Source organism: Aestuariibaculum sp. YM273, from assembly GCF_030908365.1.
Lineage (GTDB): Bacteria > Bacteroidota > Bacteroidia > Flavobacteriales > Flavobacteriaceae > Aestuariibaculum > Aestuariibaculum marinum.
Map to the genome: position 1 here is coordinate 1833121 of NZ_CP133090.1, position 24540 is coordinate 1857660.

At 35.7% G+C, this 24540-nt stretch carries 19 protein-coding genes; 15 read left to right on the plus strand and 4 right to left on the minus strand.

The genetic code is table 11. The annotated features are described in order from the left end of the window. Positions 1 to 16: 16 nt before the first annotated feature. Together ilvA and RBH94_RS07850 are read left to right on the plus strand one after the other, a co-directional pair. Complete coding sequence (gene ilvA / locus RBH94_RS07845) at positions 17 to 1282, plus strand: threonine ammonia-lyase IlvA (RefSeq protein WP_307883098.1); 1266 nt, start codon at positions 17 to 19, stop codon at positions 1280 to 1282. Between the two features lie 144 nt (positions 1283 to 1426). After that, positions 1427 to 1888 carry a PLD nuclease N-terminal domain-containing protein gene (locus RBH94_RS07850; RefSeq protein ID WP_307883099.1) on the plus strand — a complete coding sequence of 154 codons (462 nt, stop codon included), beginning with the start codon at positions 1427 to 1429 and terminating at the stop codon, positions 1886 to 1888. Between the two features lie 54 nt (positions 1889 to 1942). Here the strand turns inward: RBH94_RS07850 and RBH94_RS07855 are convergent, their stop codons facing one another. Beyond that, the gene (locus tag RBH94_RS07855; RefSeq protein ID WP_307883100.1) at positions 1943 to 3508 is read right to left on the minus strand and encodes an arylsulfatase; all 1566 of its coding nucleotides are present in this window, start codon (positions 3506 to 3508) and stop codon (positions 1943 to 1945) included. Positions 3509 to 3798: 290 nt separating this feature from the next. On the opposite strand from RBH94_RS07855, the gene RBH94_RS07860 reads away from it, so the two are divergent. Further along, positions 3799 to 5391 carry an NADP-dependent glyceraldehyde-3-phosphate dehydrogenase gene (locus RBH94_RS07860; protein ID WP_307883101.1) on the plus strand — a complete coding sequence of 531 codons (1593 nt, stop codon included), beginning with the start codon at positions 3799 to 3801 and terminating at the stop codon, positions 5389 to 5391. A 78-nt stretch (positions 5392 to 5469) separates the two neighbouring features. On the opposite strand, the gene RBH94_RS07865 is transcribed toward RBH94_RS07860, so the two are convergent. The 3 genes from RBH94_RS07865 to RBH94_RS07875 all read right to left on the minus strand — a co-directional run bounded on the left by RBH94_RS07865 (position 5470) and on the right by RBH94_RS07875 (position 11735). Next, on the minus strand, positions 5470 to 6858 hold the full coding sequence (locus tag RBH94_RS07865; protein WP_307883102.1) for an alpha-L-fucosidase: 1389 nt from the start codon (positions 6856 to 6858) through the stop codon (positions 5470 to 5472). A gap of 71 nt (positions 6859 to 6929) precedes the next feature. Next, positions 6930 to 8834, minus strand: a complete 1905-nt coding sequence (locus RBH94_RS07870) for an alpha-L-fucosidase (protein WP_307883103.1) — start codon at positions 8832 to 8834, stop codon at positions 6930 to 6932. A 117-nt stretch (positions 8835 to 8951) separates the two neighbouring features. Further along, positions 8952 to 11735 (minus strand): TonB-dependent receptor domain-containing protein, encoded by a 2784-nt coding sequence (locus tag RBH94_RS07875; RefSeq protein WP_307883104.1) that lies wholly within the window; start codon positions 11733 to 11735, stop codon positions 8952 to 8954. Between the two features lie 649 nt (positions 11736 to 12384). Between RBH94_RS07875 and RBH94_RS07880 the strand changes: the two genes are divergently transcribed. The 12 genes from RBH94_RS07880 (at position 12385) to RBH94_RS07935 (ending at position 24530) form a co-directional block, all read left to right on the plus strand. Next, the gene (locus RBH94_RS07880; protein WP_188224024.1) at positions 12385 to 13002 is read left to right on the plus strand and encodes a GNAT family N-acetyltransferase; all 618 of its coding nucleotides are present in this window, start codon (positions 12385 to 12387) and stop codon (positions 13000 to 13002) included. An 8-nt stretch (positions 13003 to 13010) separates the two neighbouring features. Further along, complete coding sequence (locus tag RBH94_RS07885; protein WP_307883105.1) at positions 13011 to 14189, plus strand: argininosuccinate synthase; 1179 nt, start codon at positions 13011 to 13013, stop codon at positions 14187 to 14189. A 69-nt stretch (positions 14190 to 14258) separates the two neighbouring features. Beyond that, on the plus strand, positions 14259 to 15242 hold the full coding sequence (gene argC / locus RBH94_RS07890) for an N-acetyl-gamma-glutamyl-phosphate reductase (protein WP_307883106.1): 984 nt from the start codon (positions 14259 to 14261) through the stop codon (positions 15240 to 15242). 24 nt (positions 15243 to 15266) lie between these two features. Continuing rightward, positions 15267 to 16058, plus strand: a complete 792-nt coding sequence (gene proC, locus RBH94_RS07895) for a pyrroline-5-carboxylate reductase (RefSeq protein WP_188223935.1) — start codon at positions 15267 to 15269, stop codon at positions 16056 to 16058. Position 16059: 1 nt separating this feature from the next. Continuing rightward, positions 16060 to 17199 (plus strand): aspartate aminotransferase family protein, encoded by a 1140-nt coding sequence (locus RBH94_RS07900; RefSeq protein WP_307883107.1) that lies wholly within the window; start codon positions 16060 to 16062, stop codon positions 17197 to 17199. Between the two features lie 51 nt (positions 17200 to 17250). Then, entirely contained in the window at positions 17251 to 18447 is a 1197-nt protein-coding gene (locus RBH94_RS07905; RefSeq protein WP_307883108.1) for a glutamate-5-semialdehyde dehydrogenase, read from the plus strand. Positions 18448 to 18449: 2 nt separating this feature from the next. Continuing rightward, entirely contained in the window at positions 18450 to 19214 is a 765-nt protein-coding gene (gene proB, locus RBH94_RS07910) for a glutamate 5-kinase (protein WP_307883109.1), read from the plus strand. 20 nt (positions 19215 to 19234) lie between these two features. Then, on the plus strand, positions 19235 to 20173 hold the full coding sequence (locus tag RBH94_RS07915) for an acetylornithine carbamoyltransferase (RefSeq protein ID WP_307883110.1): 939 nt from the start codon (positions 19235 to 19237) through the stop codon (positions 20171 to 20173). Next, positions 20166 to 20948 (plus strand): acetylglutamate kinase, encoded by a 783-nt coding sequence (gene argB, locus RBH94_RS07920; protein ID WP_188223940.1) that lies wholly within the window; start codon positions 20166 to 20168, stop codon positions 20946 to 20948. The genes RBH94_RS07915 and argB overlap by 8 nt, the downstream gene beginning before the upstream one ends. Before the next feature lies 1 nt (position 20949). Further along, positions 20950 to 22017, plus strand: coding sequence for a M20 family metallo-hydrolase (locus RBH94_RS07925; RefSeq protein WP_307883111.1), 1068 nt, complete (start codon positions 20950 to 20952; stop codon positions 22015 to 22017). Positions 22018 to 22052: 35 nt separating this feature from the next. After that, positions 22053 to 23327: an argininosuccinate lyase gene (argH, locus tag RBH94_RS07930; RefSeq protein WP_307883112.1), complete on the plus strand. Its 1275-nt coding sequence runs from the start codon at positions 22053 to 22055 to the stop codon at positions 23325 to 23327. Between the two features lie 132 nt (positions 23328 to 23459). After that, complete coding sequence (locus tag RBH94_RS07935; RefSeq protein ID WP_307883113.1) at positions 23460 to 24530, plus strand: acyltransferase; 1071 nt, start codon at positions 23460 to 23462, stop codon at positions 24528 to 24530. Positions 24531 to 24540 lie beyond the last annotated feature (10 nt).

Genomic DNA, 24540 nt, shown 5'->3' on the forward strand with positions numbered 1-24540 from the left:
ATTAAATAAAACATTTATGGAAAAAGGGAAAACGACATATTTTCCTAGTATTGATAATGTAAAAGTAGCTGCCGATACCATTAAAAAGGTATCGGCAGTTACGCCTTTAGGCCCTGCCTTTAGGTATTCAAAACAATTTGATGCTAACATCTTTTTAAAGCGTGAAGATTTACAGCAGGTACGTTCGTATAAAATCCGCGGGGCTTATAATAAAATAAGTTCGTTAACGGCCGAAGAATCGGCTAATGGTGTGGTATGTGCCAGTGCTGGAAATCATGCACAAGGTGTAGCATTATCTTGTAAATTATTAAAAATAAAGGGAAGTATTTATATGCCTGCGCCTACGCCAAATCAAAAGGTTCAGCAGGTTAAAATGTTTGGTGAAGATTATATTGAAATTAAGCTTATTGGTGACACATTCGACGATGCTAATAACGCCGCAATGAAAGAATGTGAGGAGCTTAAAAAAACATTTATACACCCTTTTAATGATGAAAAGGTTATTGAAGGGCAAGCCACTATCGGACTTGAAATTTTAGAACAAGCCACAGAACCTATTGATTATGTTTTTATCGCTATTGGTGGTGGCGGATTAGCTTCTGGGTTGTCAACGGTGTTTAAAACTTTATCTCCAAACACAAAAATTATTGGCGTAGAGCCGGAAGGAGCGCCATCTATGAAAACCTCAATTGAAAATGGGGTTAATACCGAATTAGATGAGATTGAGAAATTTATTGATGGGGCAGCAGTAAAACGTGTGGGTGATTTAACATTTGAGATCTGCAAGGAAAACTTGCATGATGTTATTACGGTGCCGGAAGGTAAAGTTTGTGAAACCATTTTAGAACTTTATAATAAGGATGCCATTGTGGTTGAGCCGGCAGGTGCGTTGAGTATTTCGGCCTTAGACTTCTATACAGAAAAAATTAAAGGTAAAAACGTGGTTTGTGTAGTAAGTGGTAGTAATAACGATATTACCCGCACCGCCGAAATTAAAGAACGAGCTTTATTATATGCAAACCTGAAACACTATTTTATCGTCAAGTTCCCACAACGAGCAGGAGCGTTAAGAGAATTTGTGGTCGATATTTTGGGGCCAAACGACGATATTACCTTTTTTCAATATGCCAAAAAAACCAATCGAGAGAATGGTTCGGCAGTAGTTGGTATTCAGCTAAAAACATCCGAGGATCTGGAACCTTTAATTTCCAAAATGAAACAACGTAATTTCTTTGGGGATTACTTAAATAACAAACCTGATTTATTTCAGTTTCTAGTATAAAAAAAGAGCGGTTTTAAAAACTGCTCTTTTTTTCTTAAAATTTTAACAGAAACTTGTTGTGTAGGATAAATCTTTATACTTTGAAGTCGTAAATTTATTTTTATTATGCATATAAGGTTTTTAACGGCATTGTTTTGTTGTTTAATGTTAACTTTTTTAGGATGTGAGACTTCTGTTAAAACAGTTAAACTTGAAGAATTCAGTGAAATTATTAATTCTGAGGAGTTGGTAAGTAAAATTGAAATTATAAATAAAAACAAAGCGCTTTTATTTCTTAGTCCATCAGACAGGCAAATTCAAATTTTATTTGAAAATGGTGTTAATGAACATGAAGTTTTAAAGGCAGTTTCAGAACATCAGTTTAATAAACCACCATTGAATTACATAATAAAAACAGGGGAAGTTAAAAGTTTAGTTATGGGGGTGCTACCATTTATCATTATTTTCATTATTCCTCTACTTTTTACTATTCTAGCTTTATATAATTTGATGAATTCTAATTTTAAAAATCATATAGATAAGTTAGTTTGGGCAATCATAATTATTATGGTGCCTATTTTAGGAGCGGTATTATACTTCTTTATCGGGAAAAATGGTAAGGTTTAACTTGTTCTATTATTTCCAATATAGAAAAGAACGGTTTTTAAAACCGCTCTTTTTTTATTGATGATTACTATTTACTAGATTTTCTACGGCTTCAATTTTAAATCGGTCTATTTCAGGGGTACTGTGTTCTTCTTTTATTATAGCGTAGAAGTGTTTAATGATTTCCCGGTGAGCATCAGCTACATTAAGTTCTTCTGTTATGTCTTTGCTTAGATCATACAGTTCCACTTCGGTATTTCCCTTTTTAATGTTTTTCCAAATCATTTTCCAGTTCCCCATTCTAACAGCTACTTGTCCGCTATACTCAGGAAACTCCCAGTATAAATAATTATGTTCTTCCTGAGTTTTGTTTTGAATTAACGTGTTTAAGAAACTAATACCATCGGTGTTTTTAGGTGTTTCAATTTTAGCGATATCACAAAATGTTGGCATAACATCCCAAAACGCAGAGATGTGATCGGTAGTGGTGTTTGGTTTAATTTTTCCAGGCCATGAAGCAATCATAGGCACGCGAATACCGCCTTCATAAACAAAGCCTTTACCACGACCGTAGTCGCTTTTAAAAGGTCTGCCACTATCAAACCAAGGGGAATCTGTACCGCCGTTATAAGTTGGGCCGTTATCGGAAGTGAATATAATAAGTGTGTTCTCGTATTCACCTATTTCCTTTAAATGTGAAATTAGCTTTCCTATGTTTTCATCTAAATAGGAAATCATGGCGGCATAAGTTGCTTTCGGATAACGATTAGGGAAGTAGCCTTTTTTCCCAATATAAGGTTCTTCGTCTCCAAATTTCGTAATGTAATAATCAACCCAGTTTTTAGGAGCCTGCAATGGCATGTGCGGAATAGGTGATGCCCAGTAAATAAAAAATGGTTTATCCTTTTCCACTGAGTCAACAAAGCCAATCATTTTGTCAAAAGAAACATCAGGAGCGTAATACGGTTGGTTGTATTTACTGTAACTCGCAGGATCGTTTGGATCGGCATCTTTGTCAAGTTTTGTGCTTGGTGCTACGGTGTCGTTGTCTAAGTGGTAACGATTGTCGTTTTCATATAAATGTAATGGGGTATATGTGTGTGCCTGACGCTGACAATTATAACCGAAAAAGTAATCGAAGCCCATGGTGGTTGGAATAGATTGGGTGTGAGGAGCTCCTAATCCCCATTTTCCGAACATACCATTCGTGTAGCCGGCTTGCTTTAAAAGCTTGGCTATGGTCACGGTGTTTGTTGGTAATGGACGCTGACCTTCTAAGGTTGAGTCGGCAGCTACTTTACGGTAGTTCCATACATCGCCAGGTTCTCCACGTTGCCATTCATCATTCCCTCTTATATAGGAATGTCCCATATGAGTTCCGGTAAGTAATGATGATCGTGCCGGAGCGCAGACAGGCGCACCGCTATAATGTTGTGTGAACAGCATACCGTTTTTTGCCAATAAATCAATATTTGGGGTTTCAATTTTTTCCTGTCCGTAGGCGCCAATATCTCCATAGCCTAAATCGTCGGCTAGAATGTAAATAATGTTAGGTTTGTTTTCTTCGGGTGTTCGCTTTTTAGAATTGCAGGATATTAATGAAATGATAGCAAAAAAATATATGCTTAGTTTTAAATACATGTGGTGGTTGTTTTGTTTGAATGTAAATTAACGCTTTTTTATACCATAAGTTATTAGTTGTTTTGTTTATAAAAGTAGATTATTTAGTCATTTTTACACTCTGGAGCTTCCTTTGTCTTTTTATTGCTTTTTTTTTAGCCGAAAACGTTATAGCCCTGTCTATTTTTTTGAGGTTTCAATTTAATGTTAATAATGCAATATTTTTAAGGGTAATGTGAAGATTTTGAAATGCTTTTCATCAAAATATAAGTACCTTTAATCATAGTTTTTAAACGAAAATAATTTTGAATATGAAGACGAAATTTTCTGAAATACCTGAAGAATATAAAATAACTGCACTCACACATCAAAATAGTTATCTCGTGTCTGGCGAGTTAAAAGAATGGCATGGTGATATGGCCGAAGTGTATTCTACAATATCATCAACCGAAAATTATAAGCCAACTTTACTAGGTACCGTGCCTAATTTAGGGGAGAAAGAAGCTATGGAATCATTAAATTCAGCTTTAGATGCTTTTGATAAGGGACAAGGTTTATGGCCAACAATGAAAGTGATTGATAGAATTGCTTGCATGACCAAGTTTGTGGAGCAAATGAAGACCAAGCGCGAAGAAATTGTAAAACTGTTAATGTGGGAGATTGGAAAGAATCTACCAGATTCGCAAAAGGAATTCGATAGAACTGTAGATTATATTTACGATACCATTGAAGCTTATAAACAAATTGATCGCGATTCTGCAAAATTTGAAAAGAACGATGGTGTTTATGCGCATATTCGACGTGGACCATTAGGAGTAGTTTTGTGCCTAGGGCCATATAATTATCCGCTTAACGAAACGTTTTCATTACTTATCCCTGCATTAATCATGGGGAATACGGTAATTTTTAAACCTGCTAAACACGGCGTTTTGTTAATAAGTCCGTTGCTAGAAGCTTTTCAAAGTAGTTTCCCAAAAGGTGTGGTGAATATTGTTTATGGTCGTGGTCGTACTTTGGCCGCGCCAATTATGAAGTCTGGAAAAATTGATGTGTTGGCATTAATAGGAAATAGTAAATCGGCTAACGCCCTACAGTCACAACACCCAAAAGGGAACAGGTTACGTATGGTTTTAGGACTGGAGGCAAAAAATCCGGCCATTATATTACCGGATGCTGATTTAGATTTAGCTGTTGAAGAATGTATTGCAGGAACCCTATCTTTCAATGGGCAACGTTGCACCGCATTAAAGGTAGTGTATGTTCATGAGTCGGTAGCGGAAGAGTTTAACAGACGTTTTTCGTATAAAGTCGATCAGTTGAAATTTGGAAACCCATGGGAAGATGGTGTTAAATTAACTCCCTTACCAGAAGCGGAAAAACCAGCATATATTCAGGAGTTGATTGATGACGCTAAAGAAAAAGGAGCTGTAATATTAAATGAAAAAGGAGGTGAAACGACCGAGAATTACATTTATCCAGCGGTGCTTTATCCGGTGAATAAAGAGATGCGCGTGTATCAGGAGGAGCAATTCGGACCTGTAATTCCAGTGATGTCTTTTTCCGATATTGAAGAACCTTTAGATGATATGGCTGAATCGAACTACGGACAACAGGTAAGTTTATTTGGTAAAAATGTGCATACCTTAGCCCCGTTAATTGATACGTTGGTGAATTTGGTTTGTCGTGTTAATTTAAACAGTTCTTGTCAGCGAGGGCCAGACGTTTATCCGTTTACAGGAAGAAAGGATTCGGCTTCAGGAACTTTAAGTGTAAATGATGCTTTGCGTTCATTCTCTATAAGAACTTTTGTCGCTTCTAAAGACAATGATTATAACAGAGCTATTTTAAATGAGCTTTTAGATAAAAAAGTGTCTAATTTTATAAGTACTGATTATATTTTGTAAAATATATGATACAATCAGATGAAAAAAAAAATCGAGGGTTTAAACCCTCGATTTTTTTGTTTTGTATAGAATACAGTTTTAGTTTTCAGTGCTGAAAACTTCAAAAGATTTAATTTCAGGATTTCCTTTAGATTCAGTAATTTTTAAACGCACTTGTGAAACATTCATCCCATCAAACTTGTGGATGAATTTATGTCCGATACAAGAGCCTTCAAAAATAGTTTGCCATCCATCCTTAGTTTTTCCTTCTAAAATAAAGGCTCTCACACGTTCGCCATTGGCAATGTTTTCAGCTAAGACAATTTGATTAATGTTTTGAGTTTTTGGAAGCTTTATAGATAGTTTAGATTTGTTCCCAGATGTTGTTCCAACCGGGTTTGAAAACTTCCGATTGATTTCATCTCCAAATTCCTTAAGACGTTCTACATCAGGCTCAGGAATTAGTCCGTTCGGGTCTGGGGTAATGCCTAAAATAAGCGAACTGTTATGACCAACCGAGTTGTAATACATTTCCATTAGGTGTTCTAAAGGGAAAATATGTTCTTCGTCATTCGGTTCCCAAAACCATTCATGGCGCCCGTTATAACCTCTAAGCGGGGCATCGCTCATGGCTGGCATGTAATATTTGCCATCAGGATCTCCTGTCTTTAATAACTCGAAATTGTTTTTAAAAATGACCTTTTGATTGGTAGAATGCGAGTACGGAAATGGATAAGTGCCCCAACTAGGATAAGGTACTTTTCCAGATTCGCTGCCACCCCAACGAATATCTGCGCGTTGCGTATTGTGATAAAAAATAATATTTTTTTGATGCTTTTCAGCAATAGGTAAAATGTCGGCTCCACCTTGTTCCGGACCATGAGCCCCGCCGTCGAACCAAACCATAGCCAAATCGCCATAACGAGACATAAGCTCGTCTACCATACCTTCACACATACGGTTGTAATGCTTTTGGCGATTCTCGGCAAATGAGCCAGTTCCTTGTACTTTAAAATCGTGAATACCATAGAACGAATTCCAGCGGATACCTATGTAAATACCTGGTTTTACGCCATATTTTCTACAAGATTCAACAAAATCCTTTACAATATCGCCTTTGCCATCTTTCCATTTTACGGCTTTTAAACAATACGGGTTAACATCACTTTGGTACAAGGCAAAACCAGTTTCATGAGTAGCTGTAAGAATGGCTAGATTGCAACCAGCATCTTTAACCGATTTAATCCACTGGTCGGTATCAAGTTGTTCAGGGTTGAAGATATTGATGTCCTCAACCGGTGTAATTCTGTTGATTTTTTGGTTGTATTGTTTGTTATCGAATACATGAAGATCGTAGTGAAAAACAGCAACCAATTCGGCATCTTGCCATTCTAATTGAGCTTGTGTTGGAATTGGAACTTCGGTTTGTGCTACCAGCACTTGTATTGAAAGAAATAAAAGAAATAAAGTGGATTTTATAAGGGTCATGTAATATATTTTAAAGAATTAAGGTTGGTTTTGTTTTTAATACGTTTCAATTTTAGATATTCCTGAGTTTTTTATTCATTAATTTCAGAACCGTAAACTTGTAATTTTTTTAAATGAAGGGCCGCAGTAGAGGAGGACTCTACAGAAACTTTTATATATCGCCCTTTAATTCCTGGTAATTCAATACCGGCATTAAATTGGGTTACCGGAACTTCCCAATGATAAAAGCTTCCTTTTTTATCTTCAATTTTGTTCCAGTTCTCGCCATCTATTGAAACAGATACACTAAAATTAAGATTCTTTGTTAAATAATGTTTCTGATTAAAGATATCGAGACCTTTAACTTGATAATTTTTCCCTAAATCTATAATTGCAAAAGCTTCTTTTTCTTCTTTACTATGAAAAGCAAAAGGGCTGTTAAATAGTTTATTTGAAAATAATAAATTATGGAAAGAGGAATCATCTTCCTGTGATTGTGAACTTAATGTGAAGGTCGCATTATCTGAAATAACATGACCGTATAAAGGGTCTGAAAATAACGAGTTAGACATAGCGTCTCCAGTCATTTCGGTAATTGTTTTTTTGCATGTAAGCTCGATAATAATGGTTTCTTCGTTTTTGTTTGCTTTTGAAAGATTAAAAACAATTTCCGATTTGTTTTGAGTGAAACTTATTTCTCCACCTGTAAGTAATTGGGCTTTTTTTATTTTTGAAGGAATTGCAGGTAGCTTTAATGAATTAAGCGATTTGTCGGTAATGTGTAAATAAATGGTTTTGTCTTGGTGTGTGCTCCCTCCCCATTTTTGAGGATACCAAGGGCCTCCTTTAGTATTGTAAATAGATTGTCCGTAGGTTTTCATCCATTGGCCAACTTCTTCCAATCGTTCGACCTCGACATCATCAAATGCACCATTCCATTGTGAACCCCAACTTAAAAGCATGTTGCCATTTCCGCAGGCTGTAGATGTTATCATTTTTATGATTTTTTCCTTTGATTTTGGTGGTGTTCCAGAATAAGACCAGGAGTGAGTTAATGTAATGCAACTTTCCCAAGGGCGTTCCTGGTACATGCCAATTTTTTGTTCAGGTGTATCGAAATCTCCGGGAATTGAAGCGCGATTATTAATTATAATTCCTGGTTGTAATTTACGTATCATTCTGGTTAATGCTTCAGAATCCCACATATCGGCCGTAAACATACCACCCCACCAAGAAGCATCAAACCAAAAGACATCCACCTTCCCGTAATTCGAACACAATTCTTTAACCACATTAAATTGATATGCTTTGTATTTATCGTGTGTAGGCCCGGGAAGGACTTTTTCAACGCCTGGCTTAGCATGAAAATAAGGAGCTTCTTTTTGACGAACAACCAACGTTGTGTCTATAGGTGCATAATCTGGGTGATACCAATCGCGTTGTGAATAATAAATTCCGAATTTCATGTCCGCTTCATGGCAAGCATCGGCGATTTCTTTGAGGTAATCTCTACCAAAAGGCGTATTTGTAACTTTGAAATCGGAATATTTTGTATCCCACATATGAAATCCGTCATGATGTTTTGCAATGGTTACAATGTATTTCATGCCTGCATCTTTGACAATCTTAACCCACTTTTTGGCGTCGAAATTTTCAAATTTAAAGTGTTCAGGATAGGTAACCCAAACGGAGTCTGCAATAGGGCCATGGCCTCCATCAGGCGCTTTTCTTGTGTAGCACATGCCCCAACTAAGGTCTTTTTTAATATACGTTGAAAGACCAAAATGGATAAACATGCCGTATCTAGCATCATTAAACCATTGCATGTCTTTTTCAGAAGCAAAATTACTAGAATCCCATTCTTCTTCGCTAAAAAATTGAATGTGGTTCCATCTTGCATTTTTATAGGTTTTATTTCCTCGTATAGACCATTGTGCGTTGATTGAATGGAAAGAACAAATTAAAAGAAAGATAAGGGGTATAAGTTGTTTTGTCATAATTTTTAATTGGTTCGAGAGTGTTTAAAGTATTAGGTTCAATATTATTACTTAGTTAAATGTATTTACCCTTAATTTTTACTATTAAATCTTATTTTTTATAAGAGCAAACATCTATTAAATTTTGTAGTTTAATTTTAAAAATGTACCTCTTGGTAATACTGGTACTACAATGAAGCTGGCATTAGGATTGGTTTCAATAAATTCTTTTGTAATTCCGTTGGCACTGGCTCCAAAACTATTGGCTCCGTAAAAATTGGCTAAACCTTCTGAATTAAAAAGATTGGTAATAAGTAAACTGGTTGAAATATTGTTTGATATTTTATATGTCATTCCAAAATCAAAAATACTATAAGCAGGTAGTTGAAAAGCATTAGCCACGTTAGCTTCTCTTTCTCCCATAAATTGCCATTTAACAAAACTGGAAATGTTTTTAAATTCATATTCCGTGCTTAGATTAAACATGACGGTTGGATTACATGGAAGTGTATTTCCTGAGTAATTGGTTATACTATCGTCTTCAGTATCGGCTGTTCCATTGGCATTGTAAATAGTCCATGTTTTTGTTTTAGGGTTTTGAAGAGTTCCATTGAATAGGAATTTCAGGTTCTTTAAAGGCGAGTAAATACTTTCCCATTCCAAACCTATTGTTTTTGAACTGTTAAACTGCATAGGGGTGTAAAAAACAGCATTGGTAGTTTCATCAAATTCAAAGTTAGATGCTCCAATTTTATTAAGCTGACTGTAAAACAAAGTTCCTGCAATTGAAAAATTGGTTAAACTTGATTTTAACCCCAGTTCTAATTGATTTATTTTCTGAATTTCGCCTTTTCTGTTTATTGGAGTGTTGGAGAAATTATTGAAATAGTAATTTAATTCCGGGGCTTTGTTACCACTTGAAAGTCGAGTGAAAAGTGCTGTTTTGTTAGAAGCTTTATAATTAATTCCTGCTGAATAGGAGATGTAATTATAGGTGTAATTGAATGAGTCTATATTGCCAGTTGGTGTTAAAACACTGTTGTCGTAATCGGTATTAGGATTGTCGTCCAAGCCGCCATCTTGCGAAAATGGTTCATAGCGGTCATTGCTGCCTTTGTGTGTAATAGATTCAAATCGAAGTCCGAGGTCTAAGCTCAGGTTATTTGAAATATTCCAATAATCATTTGCGAAGGTTGCCAGTTGTGTTATGTTCGCTCTGCTATTCCCAAAGAACAAACCACCGAAATTACTAACTCCGTTTTCATCGGACAATGCAATTGTTGGTTCATTTGGGTTTTCTAAAGTAACAGCTAGCATTCTTGGATTGTTTTCATAGGTTACGAAAGCAAAACTACCTTGCGTAAAAACAGCAGTATTAGATAACCCTGAGGCAAATCCGAAATTTAAATTGTGGTTTTCAAATTGCTTTTTTAAGGTAAGTTGCTGAATTAATTCATCGGTTTCATTGTCTTTCAGCCATGTTGATGTGCCCATAATGGCATCGTTAGGAAGCCGACCTTCTGTTAAATATTGAAATGGTTCGCCGTTTAAAATGCCACTATTGTCTATTCTGGCTAATTCATTTCCAGATTGAGCATTTCTAAAAACAATCTGACCTATGGGGAATTGTGCACCTGTTATAAAGTAGGCTAACGGATTGCTTAAAGAAACAAAAGCATTGCTAATAGATGTTTGCCAGTTGGCATTTTTAGCTGAAATTTTAATATTGTTTTTAATCGTCCAGTTCTTACCTAGCTTTTGAGATAGGTCTATACCGAATGTGTAATCTTGCGCATGTAAACCTTCACCTGGATTAAAATTATTTGATGAAGATAAGTTTCTGCCATCCGGAATAGAAGTGTTAAATTCGGGCATCATTAAGGCAGTCGATTTAAAACTTTGTCCGAAAGCAGGCTGCGGATTCCTCCAATTTGTTGCTGCAACACCCGTGTAACGATTGGTTTTGTCGTTTAGAAGTTTTCCGTAGAATTTAAAATAGCCTCGACTATTTTCTTTTAAAAGGTTGAATTTAAACTGCCCTCCTTTACTAAATGTGAAATCGGTATTTCTCGCACCATCATCCTGTCTGTAGTGTCCACCGGTGTTCAAATACCAGTTGTTTCCTATAGGACTACCAATAGAAGCATCGATTCTGTAAAACATATTGTTATTCCCTTGAATGCCTGATTGTAGTTGAATATCTCCGCCTAAAGCATTTCTTTTTTTATGAGAGATAAAGTTAAAAATACCACCGGGAGCATTCATAGCTGTAATAGAAGAGCTTCCGCCTCTAATGACTTCGAGTTTTGATGTTGTTATATCGTTTCTAAAAAACAAATCAGGCGCATAGTAAGAATGCTGAACAAGGCTTATTGGTAATCCGTCCTCCTGAAGAGAAACGTAGTACCAGCCCATATCGTCTTCAGCAGATGCCGAAATACCGCGTGTGTAAACCTTTGTGAAAACTTCGCCTGCAGAAGCATCGGTAAACAGACCTGGAATATTTTGAAGAATTTGAGCTGTTCCGCGAGGTGCGATTTTTGATAACTCTTTTTGGTCCAGAGAACTAATAGAAGTGCTGGATTCTAATTTGGTTTTGGCGTTGAAATTTCCAGTAATCACAACAGTCTCGAGGTTTAGTAAATCGTCCTCTAGAATATAGGATAACTTTAAATCTTTATTGTTAATTTTAATGGAATCCACTGCTGGTTTATAGCCTAAATGACTTATGGAGAGAAAATAGGTTCCATTGGGAATGTTTATCAACTTATAGGCATCTTTTGTACTAAAAATAGAAGAAGATACAGAAGGCGAAAAGTCTACTTTTGCTTCCTTAAGATCTATTCCTTTACTGTTTTTTACAGATATAGTAATTTGATTTTGAGATGTTATTTTTAAGGGATAGAAAATAACAAAAAGCAAAAAAAGTATGCTGTTTTTCACGTAGTTTTAAGTTAGAGTTTGTGGTTAGTTGTCAAGAAACAAATATATAAATAAACCCATATGATAATTTGGTCAATTTTACCTTTAAAATTTAAGGTGGTTAAGGGGTGTTTGAATGTGTTTTTTTGAGGAATTTTCAATGAAATTGCCGTGTAGTAAGTTATTTGTGATGTAAAAAAATGAATATAGGGTGTTTTGATAATTTTTCTATAAAAATCTAACCTTTTTGTAAAGGGCTTTGTTTTAGTTTAAAAAAATTATGTAATATTGTACCATCTAGTTAACGAAAGGGGCTTAGGCCGACGATTTAGAGTTACTATTATGAAAACGACAAATTATATTATTACAGAAATTAATGCTCACTTCTTGAGCATGTTATTTAACACTTTTATTCCTGCACGTCGTTTTCGCCGCCCCTTGAGGGTTTAATATATATTTTTGAGGTAGGTGTGCCCTGCTTCTCCAAGAGAAAAGAATCCATTTTAGTTTACCTAAGTTTAACTCACTTTCAAAGTGTTATATTATTATTTTAGGCTAAATTCTATTAATTTTATTCGGATTCAAAAGACAAGCAACAAAATTTAAATCATAATATTTTATTTATAACCTAGATTGGTTTATGAAAAACATTGAGGTATTAATTGCCAATAAATCACATACTAAGTATGCAGAAATTATCTGCGAAACCATTGCAGAATCAGCCGCTGTTAGAGGGACTGGTATTGCTAGGCGTACTCCTGAGTATATCACAAAAAAGTTGGAAAACGGCAACGCTGTTATTGCTCTTGAAGGAGATAAGTTTGCGGGCTTTTGTTATATAGAGCTGTGGGGGCATGGTAAGTTTGTGGCTAACTCAGGGTTAATTGTACATCCTGATTTCAGGAACGTAGGTTTGGCAAAAAAGATAAAGCATAAAATCTTTAAGCACTCTAGAACAAAATTTCCTGATGCTAAAGTATTCAGTATAACAACCGGTTTAGCTGTAATGAAAATGAACAGCGATTTAGGGTATAAGCCCGTGCCATTTTCAGAGCTAACCGATGATTCTACGTTTTGGGATGGCTGTCAAACTTGTAGAAACTACGATGTGTTAACACGAACTAATAGAAAAATGTGTTTGTGTACAGGTATGCTTTACGACCCAAAAGCAAAAGAAGAAAAACATAAAAAAGTAAAAGAAAAGGTTTTCAACAGATTAAAACATATCAAAGAAACCATGTTCTTAAAAAAAAAAGATCAAAAGTAATATAACAGATGAAAAAATTAGTAATTGCCTATAGTGGCGGGTTAGATACCTCATATTGCGCCGTAAGCCTATCAAAAGAATATGATGTACATGCTGTAAGTGTAAACACTGGCGGATTTACCAAAGCCGAGATAGATAAAATTGAGGCAAACGCCTATAAAATGGGGGTAACAACCTATAAAAATATAGATGCTGTTGCAACCTTTTATCAAAAAGTAGTGAAGTACTTAATTTTTGGAAATGTATTGAAAAACAACACGTATCCATTATCTGTAAGTGCAGAACGTATCATTCAAGCCATTGAAATTATCGAATACGCAAAAAGTATTGATGCCGAGTATATTGCTCATGGTAGTACAGGTGCTGGTAACGATCAGGTGCGTTTTGATATGATTTTTCAAACGCTGGCACCAGAGATTGAAATCATCACACCAATTAGAGATCAAAAATTAACAAGACAGGAAGAAATCGATTATTTAAAAGCTAATGGTATCGATATGTCTTGGGAAAAGGCGAAATATTCGATCAACAAGGGACTTTGGGGAACTAGTGTTGGAGGTTCAGAAACTTTAACGTCTGAAAAACCATTACCAAGTGAAGCATACCCATCTCAGTTAAAACATTCCGAGGAAGAAAAAGTGAAATTAACCTTTGAAAAAGGAGAGCTGGTAGCTGTTAATGGTATTGAAAACGATCCAGAGATCAATATTGAAACCTTAAACAATTTGGCCTCGGCGTATGCTATTGGAAGAGATATTCACGTGGGTGATACGATTGTTGGTATTAAAGGGCGTGTAGGTTTTGAGGCCGCGGCAGCATTAATTACTATTAAGGCACATCATTTATTAGAAAAGCACACGCTTACCAAGTGGCAATTACAACATAAAGAATATATAGCAAGTTTCTACGGGATGCATTTACATGAGGGCTTGTATTTAGATCCTGTAATGAGAGATATGGAAGCCTTTTTACAAAGCAGTCAGGACAAAGTGAGCGGTGATGTAACAGTAACATTAAAACCTTATCACTTTACTTTAGATGGTATTTCATCAGAGCATGATTTAATGAGTGCGAAATTTGGAAGCTACGGTGAAGAAAATAAAGGATGGACAGCTGATGAGGCTAAAGGATTTATTAAAATTTTCGGAAACCAGAACAAAATTTATCAACAGGTAAATTCAAACTAAATATAACCCAGTCTTGAGATACTGAACTCGTTTCAGCAACTCAATCAAATGGTTGAAAAACAAATAAAAATGAAAAATATTCAGGTTGGAATTATTGGTGGTGCAGGGTATACTGCCGGGGAATTGATTAGATTATTGATTAATCACCCGCAAGCAGAACTAAACTTTGTATACAGTACATCTAACGCAGGAAATAAAATAAGTAAAGTGCATCAAGATCTTGTGGGGTCTCTAGATTTAGAATTTACAGATACAGTCAATCCAGATGTTGATGTGTTGTTTTTGTGTTTGGGGCATGGTAATTCGGTGAAATTTTTATCAGCAAATACCTTTTCTGAAAACACAAAAATTATTGACTTAGGAAACGATTTTAGGTTAGAAGCCGATAAAGTGTTTGATGGGAAAACTTTCGTTTATGGCTTGCCGGAATTACAAAAGGAAGCTATTGAGAAAGCCAATTATATTGCAAATCCAGGCTGTTTTGCAACAGCTATTCAATTAGGATTGTTGCCATTGGCGAATGGTGGGTTATTGAATAATGATGTACATATCAATGCGGTAACCGGAGCTACGGGAGCAGGAACATCGCTATCTGCAACAACGCATTATACATGGCGTGATAATAACTTTTCGTATTACAAGCCTTTTACGCATCAGCATTTAGGAGAGATTAATCAGTCGGTAAAACAATTACAAAACGGATTTGATTCTGATATTTTGTTTATGCCAAACCGAGGGAATTTTTCAAGAGGGATTTTCGCAACGTTGTACACTGATTTTGAAGGTTCAGTAGAAGAAGCAAAAACACTTTATTCAGAGTTTTATAATAATGCTGAATTTACTTTTGTTTCCGACGATGTTCTGCATTTAAAACAGGTGGTTAACACTAACAAGTGTTTAATTCACTTGCATAAGCACAACGGAAAATTATTAATTACGAGTATCATAGATAATTTATTAAAAGGCGCTTCCGGGCAAGCGGTTCAGAATATGAACTTAATGTTTGGGTTAGAGGAGACCACAGGGTTGAATTTAAAAGCGACTTATTTTTAAAAACAAATCACTAGCAACGAACGGATGAAAATAGCAGTTATCGGTATAGGAAATTTAGGAAGCTCTATTGCAAACGGGCTGATTAAAAGCAACACATTTTCGTTGTATTTAAGTAGTCGAAAAGCGAGTAGCTTAGAGGCATTTAAAAACTTGAATAATGTAGAAATTACTAATGATAATGCGTTGGCTGTAGAACAGTCGGACATTGTTATTTTTGCTTTGCAACCCAAGCATATCGATAAAGTTCTTGAAGACGTCTCCGATAAAATTACTGAGAAACACATTGTTATTTCTGTCGCAGCTGGTGTAGAAATTCCAAGAATTGAAAGTATTATTGGTAGCGATAAAAACATCATGCGGGTCATGCCAAATACAGCAATTTCAATTGGCAAATCCATGACCTGTATTGCGGCTAATGATAAAGCTCAGGATAAAGTGAGCTTAGCTCAGGATATCTTCAATCAGATGGGGACAACATTGGTTATTCCAGAGGAACTAATACAGGCAGCAACTGTTATTTGCGCTAGTGGAATCGCTTTTTGGATGCGCTTGGTTCGTGCTACAACCCAAGGTGCTATTCAATTAGGATTCGAAGCGCATGAAGCGCATGAATTAGCAACACAAACCTGTTACGGCGCAGCCAGTTTGTTAATTGAAAGTGGTAAACATCCGGAGCAGGAGATAGATCGTGTAACCACACCAAGTGGTTGTACTATTGAAGGTTTAAATGCTATGGAGCACCAGGGGTTAAGCTCAGCCTTGATTCAGGGAATTGTAGCTTCATTCGAAAAAATTAATCAAATTAAAAAGAATTAAAATGCCATTATTTGACGTTTATCCATTATATAATGTAACGCCGGTTTCAGCTAAAGGAATCCATGTTTACGATGAAAATAACACGGAGTATCTTGATCTTTACGGAGGTCATGCCGTAATTTCTATTGGTCATGCACACCCGAATTACGTTGATGCGATTACTAATCAGGTATCAACATTAGGGTTTTATTCTAACGCGATTCAAAATCCTTTACAGGTTGAATTGGCTGATAAATTAGAAACCCTTTCAGGATGTAAAGATTACAACTTGTTTTTATGCAACTCAGGAGCTGAAGCGAATGAGAATGCTTTAAAGTTAGCCTCTTTTAAAACCGGAAAGTCACGTGTTGTGGCTTTTAAAAATGGGTTTCACGGACGCACATCGGCGGCTGTTGCAGCAACCGATAATCCTAATATTATAGCGCCAATCAATGCACAACAGGAAGTAACTATTCTGGAATTAAACGATATTGAAGGTGTAAAAACTGAATTAGAAAAAGGCGATGTTTGTGCTGTTATCGTGGAATTTATCCAGGGTGTTGGTGGATTAGATCAGGCTACTGCCGAATTTTATGAGCAGGTGGATATTCTTTGTAAAGCGAATAATACGTTTTTTATTGCCGATGAGGTGCAATCGGGTTACGGGCGTTCGGGGAAATTTTTCGCATTTCAGCATTATAATGTGACTCCGGAAGTGATTTCAGTTGCAAAAGGTATGGGGAATGGTTTTCCAATAGGAGGAATCTTGATTCACCCAAGTATTGAAGCAAAATATGGGATGTTAGGAACCACGTTTGGTGGAAATCATCTAGCCTGTGCTGCAGGTTTAGCGGTTTTAAATACCATTGAGGAAGAACAATTAATCGACAACGTGAATGCGATGTCTGAGTATTTTATTTCGGTTGCCAAAACTATTCCACAGATAAAAAATATAAAAGGACGCGGCTTGATGCTTGGTTTAGAATTCGATTTTGAAGTGGGCGATTTAAGAAAGAAATTAATTTACGATCACCACATTTTTACTGGTGGGGCTTCAAATAAAAACTTACTGAGAATTTTGCCGCCATTAACAATTAAAAAAGAGCATATCGATCAGTTTTTCAAGGCCTTAAAAAAGGAACTTGAAGCGGTTGAAGTGTAATAAAATAACTTGTTATTTCTGTATTTAAGAAATGACATAAGAAAGGAAAAGATGAATACCTTATTATCAATTGAAACTAGAAACGCTGTATTGCTAAAAATGGCTGAGCTTCTTGAAAAAGAACGAAAAACCATTATAGAAATAAACAAGGGAGATTTGGAAGCTTATAAAGGCGATGACATTTCAATGTATGATCGTTTAAAAGTGAACGATGCCAAAGTAGACGAAATGATTGCTTCGGTAACGCATTTGGCTTCACAGGAAGACCCCGTTGGTGTAGAACGTTTTAGTTTTAAGCATAATAATGGCATGCAGGTGTATAATAAAACAGCATCGTTTGGCACGGTGCTAATTATTTACGAATCACGCCCCGATGTTACTGTTGAGGCAGCTGGTATTGCTTTTAAATCTGGAAATAAAATTCTACTAAAAGGAGGGAAGGAATCTACCAATTCGAATTTAAAAATTGTCGAATTATGGCATGAGGCTTTAAAAGATAATGGAGCGTCGACAGAATGGGTAGAATATTTGCAATTTAATAGAATGGAAACACAGGCGTTTTTAGAAAAACCAACACAAAAAGTCGATTTAATTGTGCCTCGTGGTGGTGAGCGTCTTATCGCTTTTGTAAAAGAGCATGCGACCTGTCCGGTAATTATCAGCGGACGCGGAAATAACTTTGTGTATGTGCATAAAGAAGCCGATCTGGATATTGCTTTAAAGGTAATTATCAATGCGAAAACAGCTAAAATTTCAGCGTGCAATGCACTTGATAAAGTTTTAATAGATGCCAATCTTCCTAAAAAGGAAAGCTTCATAACTACATTAATTTCGGAATTAAAAACCTTTGAGGTTCAGATTTTAGGTGATGAAAATATAGTAAAGTTTGAAGGTGTTGAGCCAATTGAATCAGATGATATCTGGTACCAAGAATTTTTAGATTTTAAAATTGCTATCGCCGAAATCGGTTCAACACAGGATGTTATTGCGATGATTAATAAATATTCCGGAGGGCATTCCTCTTCAATAATTACAACTAATGAAGATGAGGCTAAAGTATTTATGGAAAATGTTGATACTGCAGCGGTTTATCATAATGCTTCAACCCGTTTTACCGATGGAGGACAGTTAGGGCTTGGTGGCGAATTGGCGATTAGTACTGATAAATTACATCAACGTGGTCCAATAGGTTTGCAGCATTTAGTGACGAACAAGTGGTATGTTCACGGTAACGGACAAATAAGATAGGCATGCAGAAAAAGAAACGCATATTACTTAAAGTTGGTTCTAATACGCTTACTAAAGAAACCGATAATATTTCCAGAGGAAAAATTGAAGACTTGGCAAGTCAGATGGCGCAGTTAAAAGATAGCTGCGAATTTGTTATTGTAAGTTCGGGTGCTATTGCTGTGGCGAAGCAGTTTGTGAAATTGGAAAGCAAACAAAAAGATGTTTTTGTAAAACAGGCGTTAGCATCTATAGGTCAGCCACATTTAATAAGAATCTATCAGGAAATTTTCAGAGAATACGGGTTATTAACATCACAGTGTTTATTGTCGTATTCCGATTTCGAAAAAAAGGAAAGCCGAACCAATATTGTTAATACTATTAATGTGTTGGTAAATAATAATTACATCCCGATTATTAACGAGAATGATACCGTCGCTACCGACGAAATTAAATTTGGAGATAATGATAAATTAGGCGCTTTAACTGCATCACTTTTAAATGCCGATTTATTCATAATAGCAACCAATACTAACGGCATTTATACTAAGGAATCTATGGAGAATGGTACGCCTGAAACGATAGAGTCAGTTGAAGATTTTGAAACCTTAACAAGTGAAGTTGTAAATTCAAAATCATCGCATGGTAGCGGAGGCATGCAATCTAAAATTGAAGCCGCTGCAGTAGCTAAAAAAGCAAATATTGAAACTTGGATAGTAAACGGACTGGAAGATAATTTTATACTTAATGCTTTCGATAATAAAGTGCCATTCACCAAGATTAAATAAAATAAATAAAACACACACAAATGAAACATTACACCTCCATACACGATATCGATGACATCAATTCTTGGATTGAGGAAGCTAAAGCATTAAAATTAACCCCGTTAAAACACTTGGAATTAGGACGAAATAAAACCCTTGGCTTGTTGTTCTTTAATTCAAGTTTACGTACGCGGTTAAGTACTCAAAAAGCGGCATTAAATTTAGGTATGAATCCTATTGTAATGAATGTTTCAGGAGATGCCTGGGGTATAGAATTTGGAGATGGTACGGTAATGAATGGAAATACTGCCGAGCATATTAAAGAAGCCGCAGCAGTGGTGTCGCAATATTGCGATATTATTGCTGTAAGAGCGTTTCCAACGTTAACCGATAAGGTAAAAGATGAAAGTGAAGAGGTGTTAAAAGCCTTTAAAAAATATGCTTCAGTGCCGTTAGTGAATATGGAAAGTGCAACGGGACATCCGTTACAAGCACTAACCGATGCGATTACTATTTCGGAACACAAGAAAAAAGATAAACCAAAGGTAGTGTTAAGCTGGGCACCTCATGTTAAAGCTTTACCGCACGCTGTAGCGAACAGTTTTACACAAGCCATGCAGAAAATGGATATCGATTTTGTAATTACTAATCCTGAGGGGTATGATTTATCACCTGATATTGTCGGCGATACACCTATAATTCACAATCAGGAGGAAGCTTTAAAAGATGCCGATTTTGTTTATGTGAAAAATTGGAGTAGTTATGAAGATTATGGGAAAGTAGTCAATACCGACCCTAGTTGGATGATTACTAAAGAAAAATTAGGTGATGCTAAGTTTATGCACTGCTTACCGGTAAGACGTAATGTTATTGTTGAAGATGCGGTGTTGGATAGTGATAGTTCAATCGTGATTCATCAGGCGAATAATAGAACTTATGCAGCGCAATTAGTACTAAAGAAAATATTAGAAAATGCCTAAAGAAAAACTATCCATAGTAAAAATAGGAGGGAACATTATCGAAGATGCTTCAGCTTTAGAGGCCTTTTTAAAATTGTTTTCAAAGTTAGAAGGAAAGAAAATTTTAGTGCATGGAGGTGGTAAACGTGCTACACATATCGCTTCAAAACTAGGGATAGAATCTCAAATGGTTAACGGTCGCCGTATTACCGATGCCGAAACTTTAGAGGTCATCACCATGGTTTATGGCGGATTGGTGAATAAAAATATTGTTGCCCAGTTGCAAGCCTTAAATATTGATGCTATTGGGTTAACAGGAGCTGATGCTAACAGTATTACTTCAGATAAACGCCCGGTAAAAGAGGTCGATTTTGGTTTTGTTGGCGATGTAAAATCGGTGGCTTATAATTCGGTTAATAAATTAATTGAAGCTAATTTTACACCCGTATTTTGTGCGATTACTCACGATGGAAAAGGGCAGTTATTAAACACCAATGCAGACACCATCACCTCGCAAATTGCTATTGGAATGAGCGCCTTATACGAGACATCTATTTATTACTGTTTTGAATTAAATGGCGTGTTGGAAGACATAAAGGATAAAAATTCAGTAATTAAACATATCGATACCAAATTATATGGCGAATTACTCGAGCAAGGCATCATTGCCGATGGTATGTTACCAAAATTAGAAAATTGTTTTGATGCGCTAAATAATGGGGTATCTAGCATAAATATGGGAAATACCTCGATGTTGACCCAGGAAAATGATAATTTTACAACCATAACACTATAAAATGACGGAAGTAGAATTAAAAAACAATGCGATACATCTATTAAAACAACTAATAGAAACACAGTCTTTTTCATCAGAGGAAGACCAGACAGCATTGCTTGTTGAAGATTGGTTCAAAAAATATAAAGTAGATTACAAACGCACTCAAAATAATGTTTGGGCGGTTAACAAATTTTTCGATGATAGTAAACCAACCTTGTTGTTAAACTCGCATCACGATACTGTAAAGCCAAACAGTGCTTACACAAAAGACCCGTTTAAGGCTATTGTTGAAGATGGTAAATTATACGGTTTGGGAAGTAATGATGCCGGAGGTTGCTTGGTATCGTTAATCGCGACGTTTACCTATTTTTATAATCAAGAAGATTTAAAATACAATTTGGTTATTGTCGCTTCCGCGGAAGAGGAAAGTAGCGGACCAAACGGGTTAAACAGTATGTTGCCTATCATTCCTAAAGTAGATGTGGCGATTGTTGGTGAACCAACTTTGATGAATCTGGCCGTTGCCGAAAAAGGTTTAGTCGTGTTCGATGCGGTTATTAACGGAACACCAAGTCATGCGGCGCACCCTAACGATAATAATGCAATTTATAACACGATTGAAGTGTTACAATGGTTTAAAGATTTTAAGTTTGAAAAGAGCTCTGAAGCTTTAGGAGATGTTAAACTTACGGTAACACAAATTAATGGAGGCTCACAGCATAATGTGGTGCCAGGTCATGTAGATTTAGTAATTGACGTTCGTGTAAATGACGCCTATAGTAATGCTGAAATAGCCGAAATTTTACAAACCCAATCGCCTTGTTCAAGTATAAAACCGAGAAGTCTGCGCTTGAATTCTTCATGTATTCCGGTGGATCATCCATTGGTAAAAGAAGGAGTTGCTATGGGGAGAACAACTTATGGGTCACCAACATTATCAGATCAGGCGGTATTAAGTTGTCCGTCGTTAAAGTTAGGGCCTGGAGATAGTACACGTTCGCATTCGGCAGATGAATTTATTTATCTAAATGAAATTGAAGAAGGTATAGATATTTACATTGAATTATTAAACCGTGTCATTGTTTAAACAATTCAACGCATAAACAAATAAACTTTTAAAGGATGAAACTTTGGGATAAGGGGATATCAATCGATAAAAAAATAGAACAGTTTACGGTTGGTAACGATAGAGAAATAGATATTCACATCGCGAAATACGATGTAATTGCATCAAAAGCACATGCCAAGATGCTTCATAAAATTGGTATTTTAACTACTATTGAGTTAGAGCAATTACTTGGAGGTTTAGACCTTTTAGCGAATGAAATTGAAGCAGGGGAATTTGTTATCGATGCTCAGTTTGAAGATGTACATTCTAAAATTGAATATGAATTAACCGCTAATTTAGGCGATGTTGGAAAAAAGATTCATACGGCACGTTCAAGAAACGATCAGGTTTTAGTAGCTTGTCATTTATACTACAAAGAAAATCTTTGTTTAGTAAGAGAAAAGGTAAAGACGCTTTTTGATACGTTATTAAGTCAGGCTGAGGTTTATAAAGATAAAGTGTTGCCAGGCTATACACATTTACAAGTGGCGATGCCATCGTCTTTTGGGTTATGGTTTTCGGCTTATGCCGAACAAATGATTGACGATGTCTTTTTAATAGACGCTGCTATAAAAACTGTGGATCAAAATCCGTTAGGATCGGCTGCTGGTTATGGAAGTTCGTTTCCAATCGACCGTGAATTTACCACAAAAGAAATGGACTTTACGACATTAAAATACAATGTGGTAGCAGCACAAATGGGACGCGGCAAAAACGAACGCATTATTTCAGCGGCCTTAGGTAGTTTGGCCAATACTTTGGCACGTTTCGCTATGGACACTTGCTTGTATATGAGTCAGAATTTCGGATTTATTTCTTTCCCAGATGAATTAACAACCGGAAGTAGTATTATGCCGCATAAAAAGAATCCGGATGTCTTCGAATTAATTCGAGGGAAATGTAATAAAATACAAGCGTTGCAAACCGAAATGGTATTAATTACCAATAATTTACCAAGTGGATATCATAGAGATTTTCAGTTGTTAAAAGAGAATATGATTGCGGCTTTTGAAGAAATTAAGGATATTCTTGATATTTTCAATTTCTCAATTCAACAGGTTATTGTAAAGGATATTGATATCAATGATGATAAATATAAATACTTGTTTACAGTAGATAATATCAATACGTTGGTTGAAAATGGTATGACATTTAGAGAGGCATATCAAAAAATTGGAGGACAGGTTCAGGACGGGTCTTATGAGCCCGATACTTCTAAAAAGCACACGCACGAAGGAAGTATTCATAACTTATGTTTAGCTCAAATTAGAGATAAGTTTCCTGAGTAAAATTCAATAAATCAGAGAATAAAATAAAATCACATTAGAGAGGGGTTTCCTTTTTAATGTGATTTTTTATTTAAAGGAGGCTGTCCGTTGCGTTTAAAAGCTTCGTATATTGTTTTAGTTAATTCAATAATTATGGCAAATAAGGAGGCTACATTTTTAAATCATGTTCATTGTTTTCGTGGTCTGGCTATTTTAATTATTGTCTTTGGTCATGCTGTTGCAGGTGCAGTAATTGGGGCTAAAGGGGTGTTCGATGAATCGTATCCTTTAGTTATGATTAGCGAGGTTTTATACCATGATAGTACGATTTATTTTGCTGTGATGTCAGGGCTGTTGTTTACCAGTGTTTTAAGGGTAAAAGGATATAGGCGATTTTATATGAATAAGCTAAAGTTCATCATAATACCCTATTTATTTTTGACTTTAGTATTTACACTTTTTAAAATGAAGTTTCTAAGCGACACTTTGTTTGAAAACGTTTGGAATTACCTACATCAGGTTGGTCGGGATTTGATTTACGGAAAGGCCAATTTCGTAATGTGGTATATTCCTGTTTTAGTGTTTTTGTATTTGGTTACACCAGCTTTAGACTGGCTTCGAACTAGAAGTAAATTGACAAAAGGAGTGTTTTTGTTGATGGTTTTAATGCCTTTATTGGTTTCAAGAATTCAAATGGCTCATGAGTATCTTTTAAAATTAGAAACCATGTTATACTTTACAGGTGCTTATGCCTTTGGTATGTGGATAGGGAGCAATCTAAATATAAAGCTAAACCTTATGAAAAGGTACAGGTTTTTAGTGTTGATTTTAGCCTTTATAAGTACTGTTTTATTATTCTTCTTATACACCTATCAATTTGATGTTATAGGTGAAGTGTCTCTAAGAGAATCCTTATTCTATATCCAAAAGTTATGCTTTACAGTTCTAATTTTGTTACTGTTTAAAAAGTATGAACACAAAAGAATAAAATGGTTGAATGTTGTCGCTCGAGATTCTTTTGCGATTTATTTTTTACATGGTTTTATATTGTTTAGTTCTTTATCATGGTTTAAGGCTGTGTTAGATATTCATCAAATAGAACCGTTAAATATCATTTCAGGCGCAGTATTGCTTTTAATCTATTCTGTGGGTTTGAGTTTACTTACCGTTTATATTTCCAAAAAGCTTTTTAAGAGTTATTCAAGATTTTTAGTTGGAGCTTAATTAATAGAAT

What these genes read in the sequence shown, in the direction of transcription:
- ilvA (WP_307883098.1), top strand. Translation starts at nt 17, where the DNA reads ATGGAAAAAGGGAAAACGACATATTTTCCTAGTATTGATAATGTAAAA.
- RBH94_RS07850 (WP_307883099.1), top strand. Translation starts at nt 1,427, where the DNA reads ATGTTAACTTTTTTAGGATGTGAGACTTCTGTTAAAACAGTTAAACTT.
- RBH94_RS07855 (WP_307883100.1), bottom strand. Translation starts at nt 3,508, where the DNA reads ATGTATTTAAAACTAAGCATATATTTTTTTGCTATCATTTCATTAATA.
- RBH94_RS07860 (WP_307883101.1), top strand. Translation starts at nt 3,799, where the DNA reads ATGAAGACGAAATTTTCTGAAATACCTGAAGAATATAAAATAACTGCA.
- RBH94_RS07865 (WP_307883102.1), bottom strand. Translation starts at nt 6,858, where the DNA reads ATGACCCTTATAAAATCCACTTTATTTCTTTTATTTCTTTCAATACAA.
- RBH94_RS07870 (WP_307883103.1), bottom strand. Translation starts at nt 8,834, where the DNA reads ATGACAAAACAACTTATACCCCTTATCTTTCTTTTAATTTGTTCTTTC.
- RBH94_RS07885 (WP_307883105.1), top strand. Translation starts at nt 13,011, where the DNA reads ATGAAAAAATTAGTAATTGCCTATAGTGGCGGGTTAGATACCTCATAT.
- argC (WP_307883106.1), top strand. Translation starts at nt 14,259, where the DNA reads ATGAAAAATATTCAGGTTGGAATTATTGGTGGTGCAGGGTATACTGCC.
- proC (WP_188223935.1), top strand. Translation starts at nt 15,267, where the DNA reads ATGAAAATAGCAGTTATCGGTATAGGAAATTTAGGAAGCTCTATTGCA.
- RBH94_RS07900 (WP_307883107.1), top strand. Translation starts at nt 16,060, where the DNA reads ATGCCATTATTTGACGTTTATCCATTATATAATGTAACGCCGGTTTCA.
- RBH94_RS07905 (WP_307883108.1), top strand. Translation starts at nt 17,251, where the DNA reads ATGAATACCTTATTATCAATTGAAACTAGAAACGCTGTATTGCTAAAA.
- proB (WP_307883109.1), top strand. Translation starts at nt 18,450, where the DNA reads ATGCAGAAAAAGAAACGCATATTACTTAAAGTTGGTTCTAATACGCTT.
- RBH94_RS07915 (WP_307883110.1), top strand. Translation starts at nt 19,235, where the DNA reads ATGAAACATTACACCTCCATACACGATATCGATGACATCAATTCTTGG.
- argB (WP_188223940.1), top strand. Translation starts at nt 20,166, where the DNA reads ATGCCTAAAGAAAAACTATCCATAGTAAAAATAGGAGGGAACATTATC.
- RBH94_RS07925 (WP_307883111.1), top strand. Translation starts at nt 20,950, where the DNA reads ATGACGGAAGTAGAATTAAAAAACAATGCGATACATCTATTAAAACAA.
- argH (WP_307883112.1), top strand. Translation starts at nt 22,053, where the DNA reads ATGAAACTTTGGGATAAGGGGATATCAATCGATAAAAAAATAGAACAG.
- RBH94_RS07935 (WP_307883113.1), top strand. Translation starts at nt 23,460, where the DNA reads ATGGCAAATAAGGAGGCTACATTTTTAAATCATGTTCATTGTTTTCGT.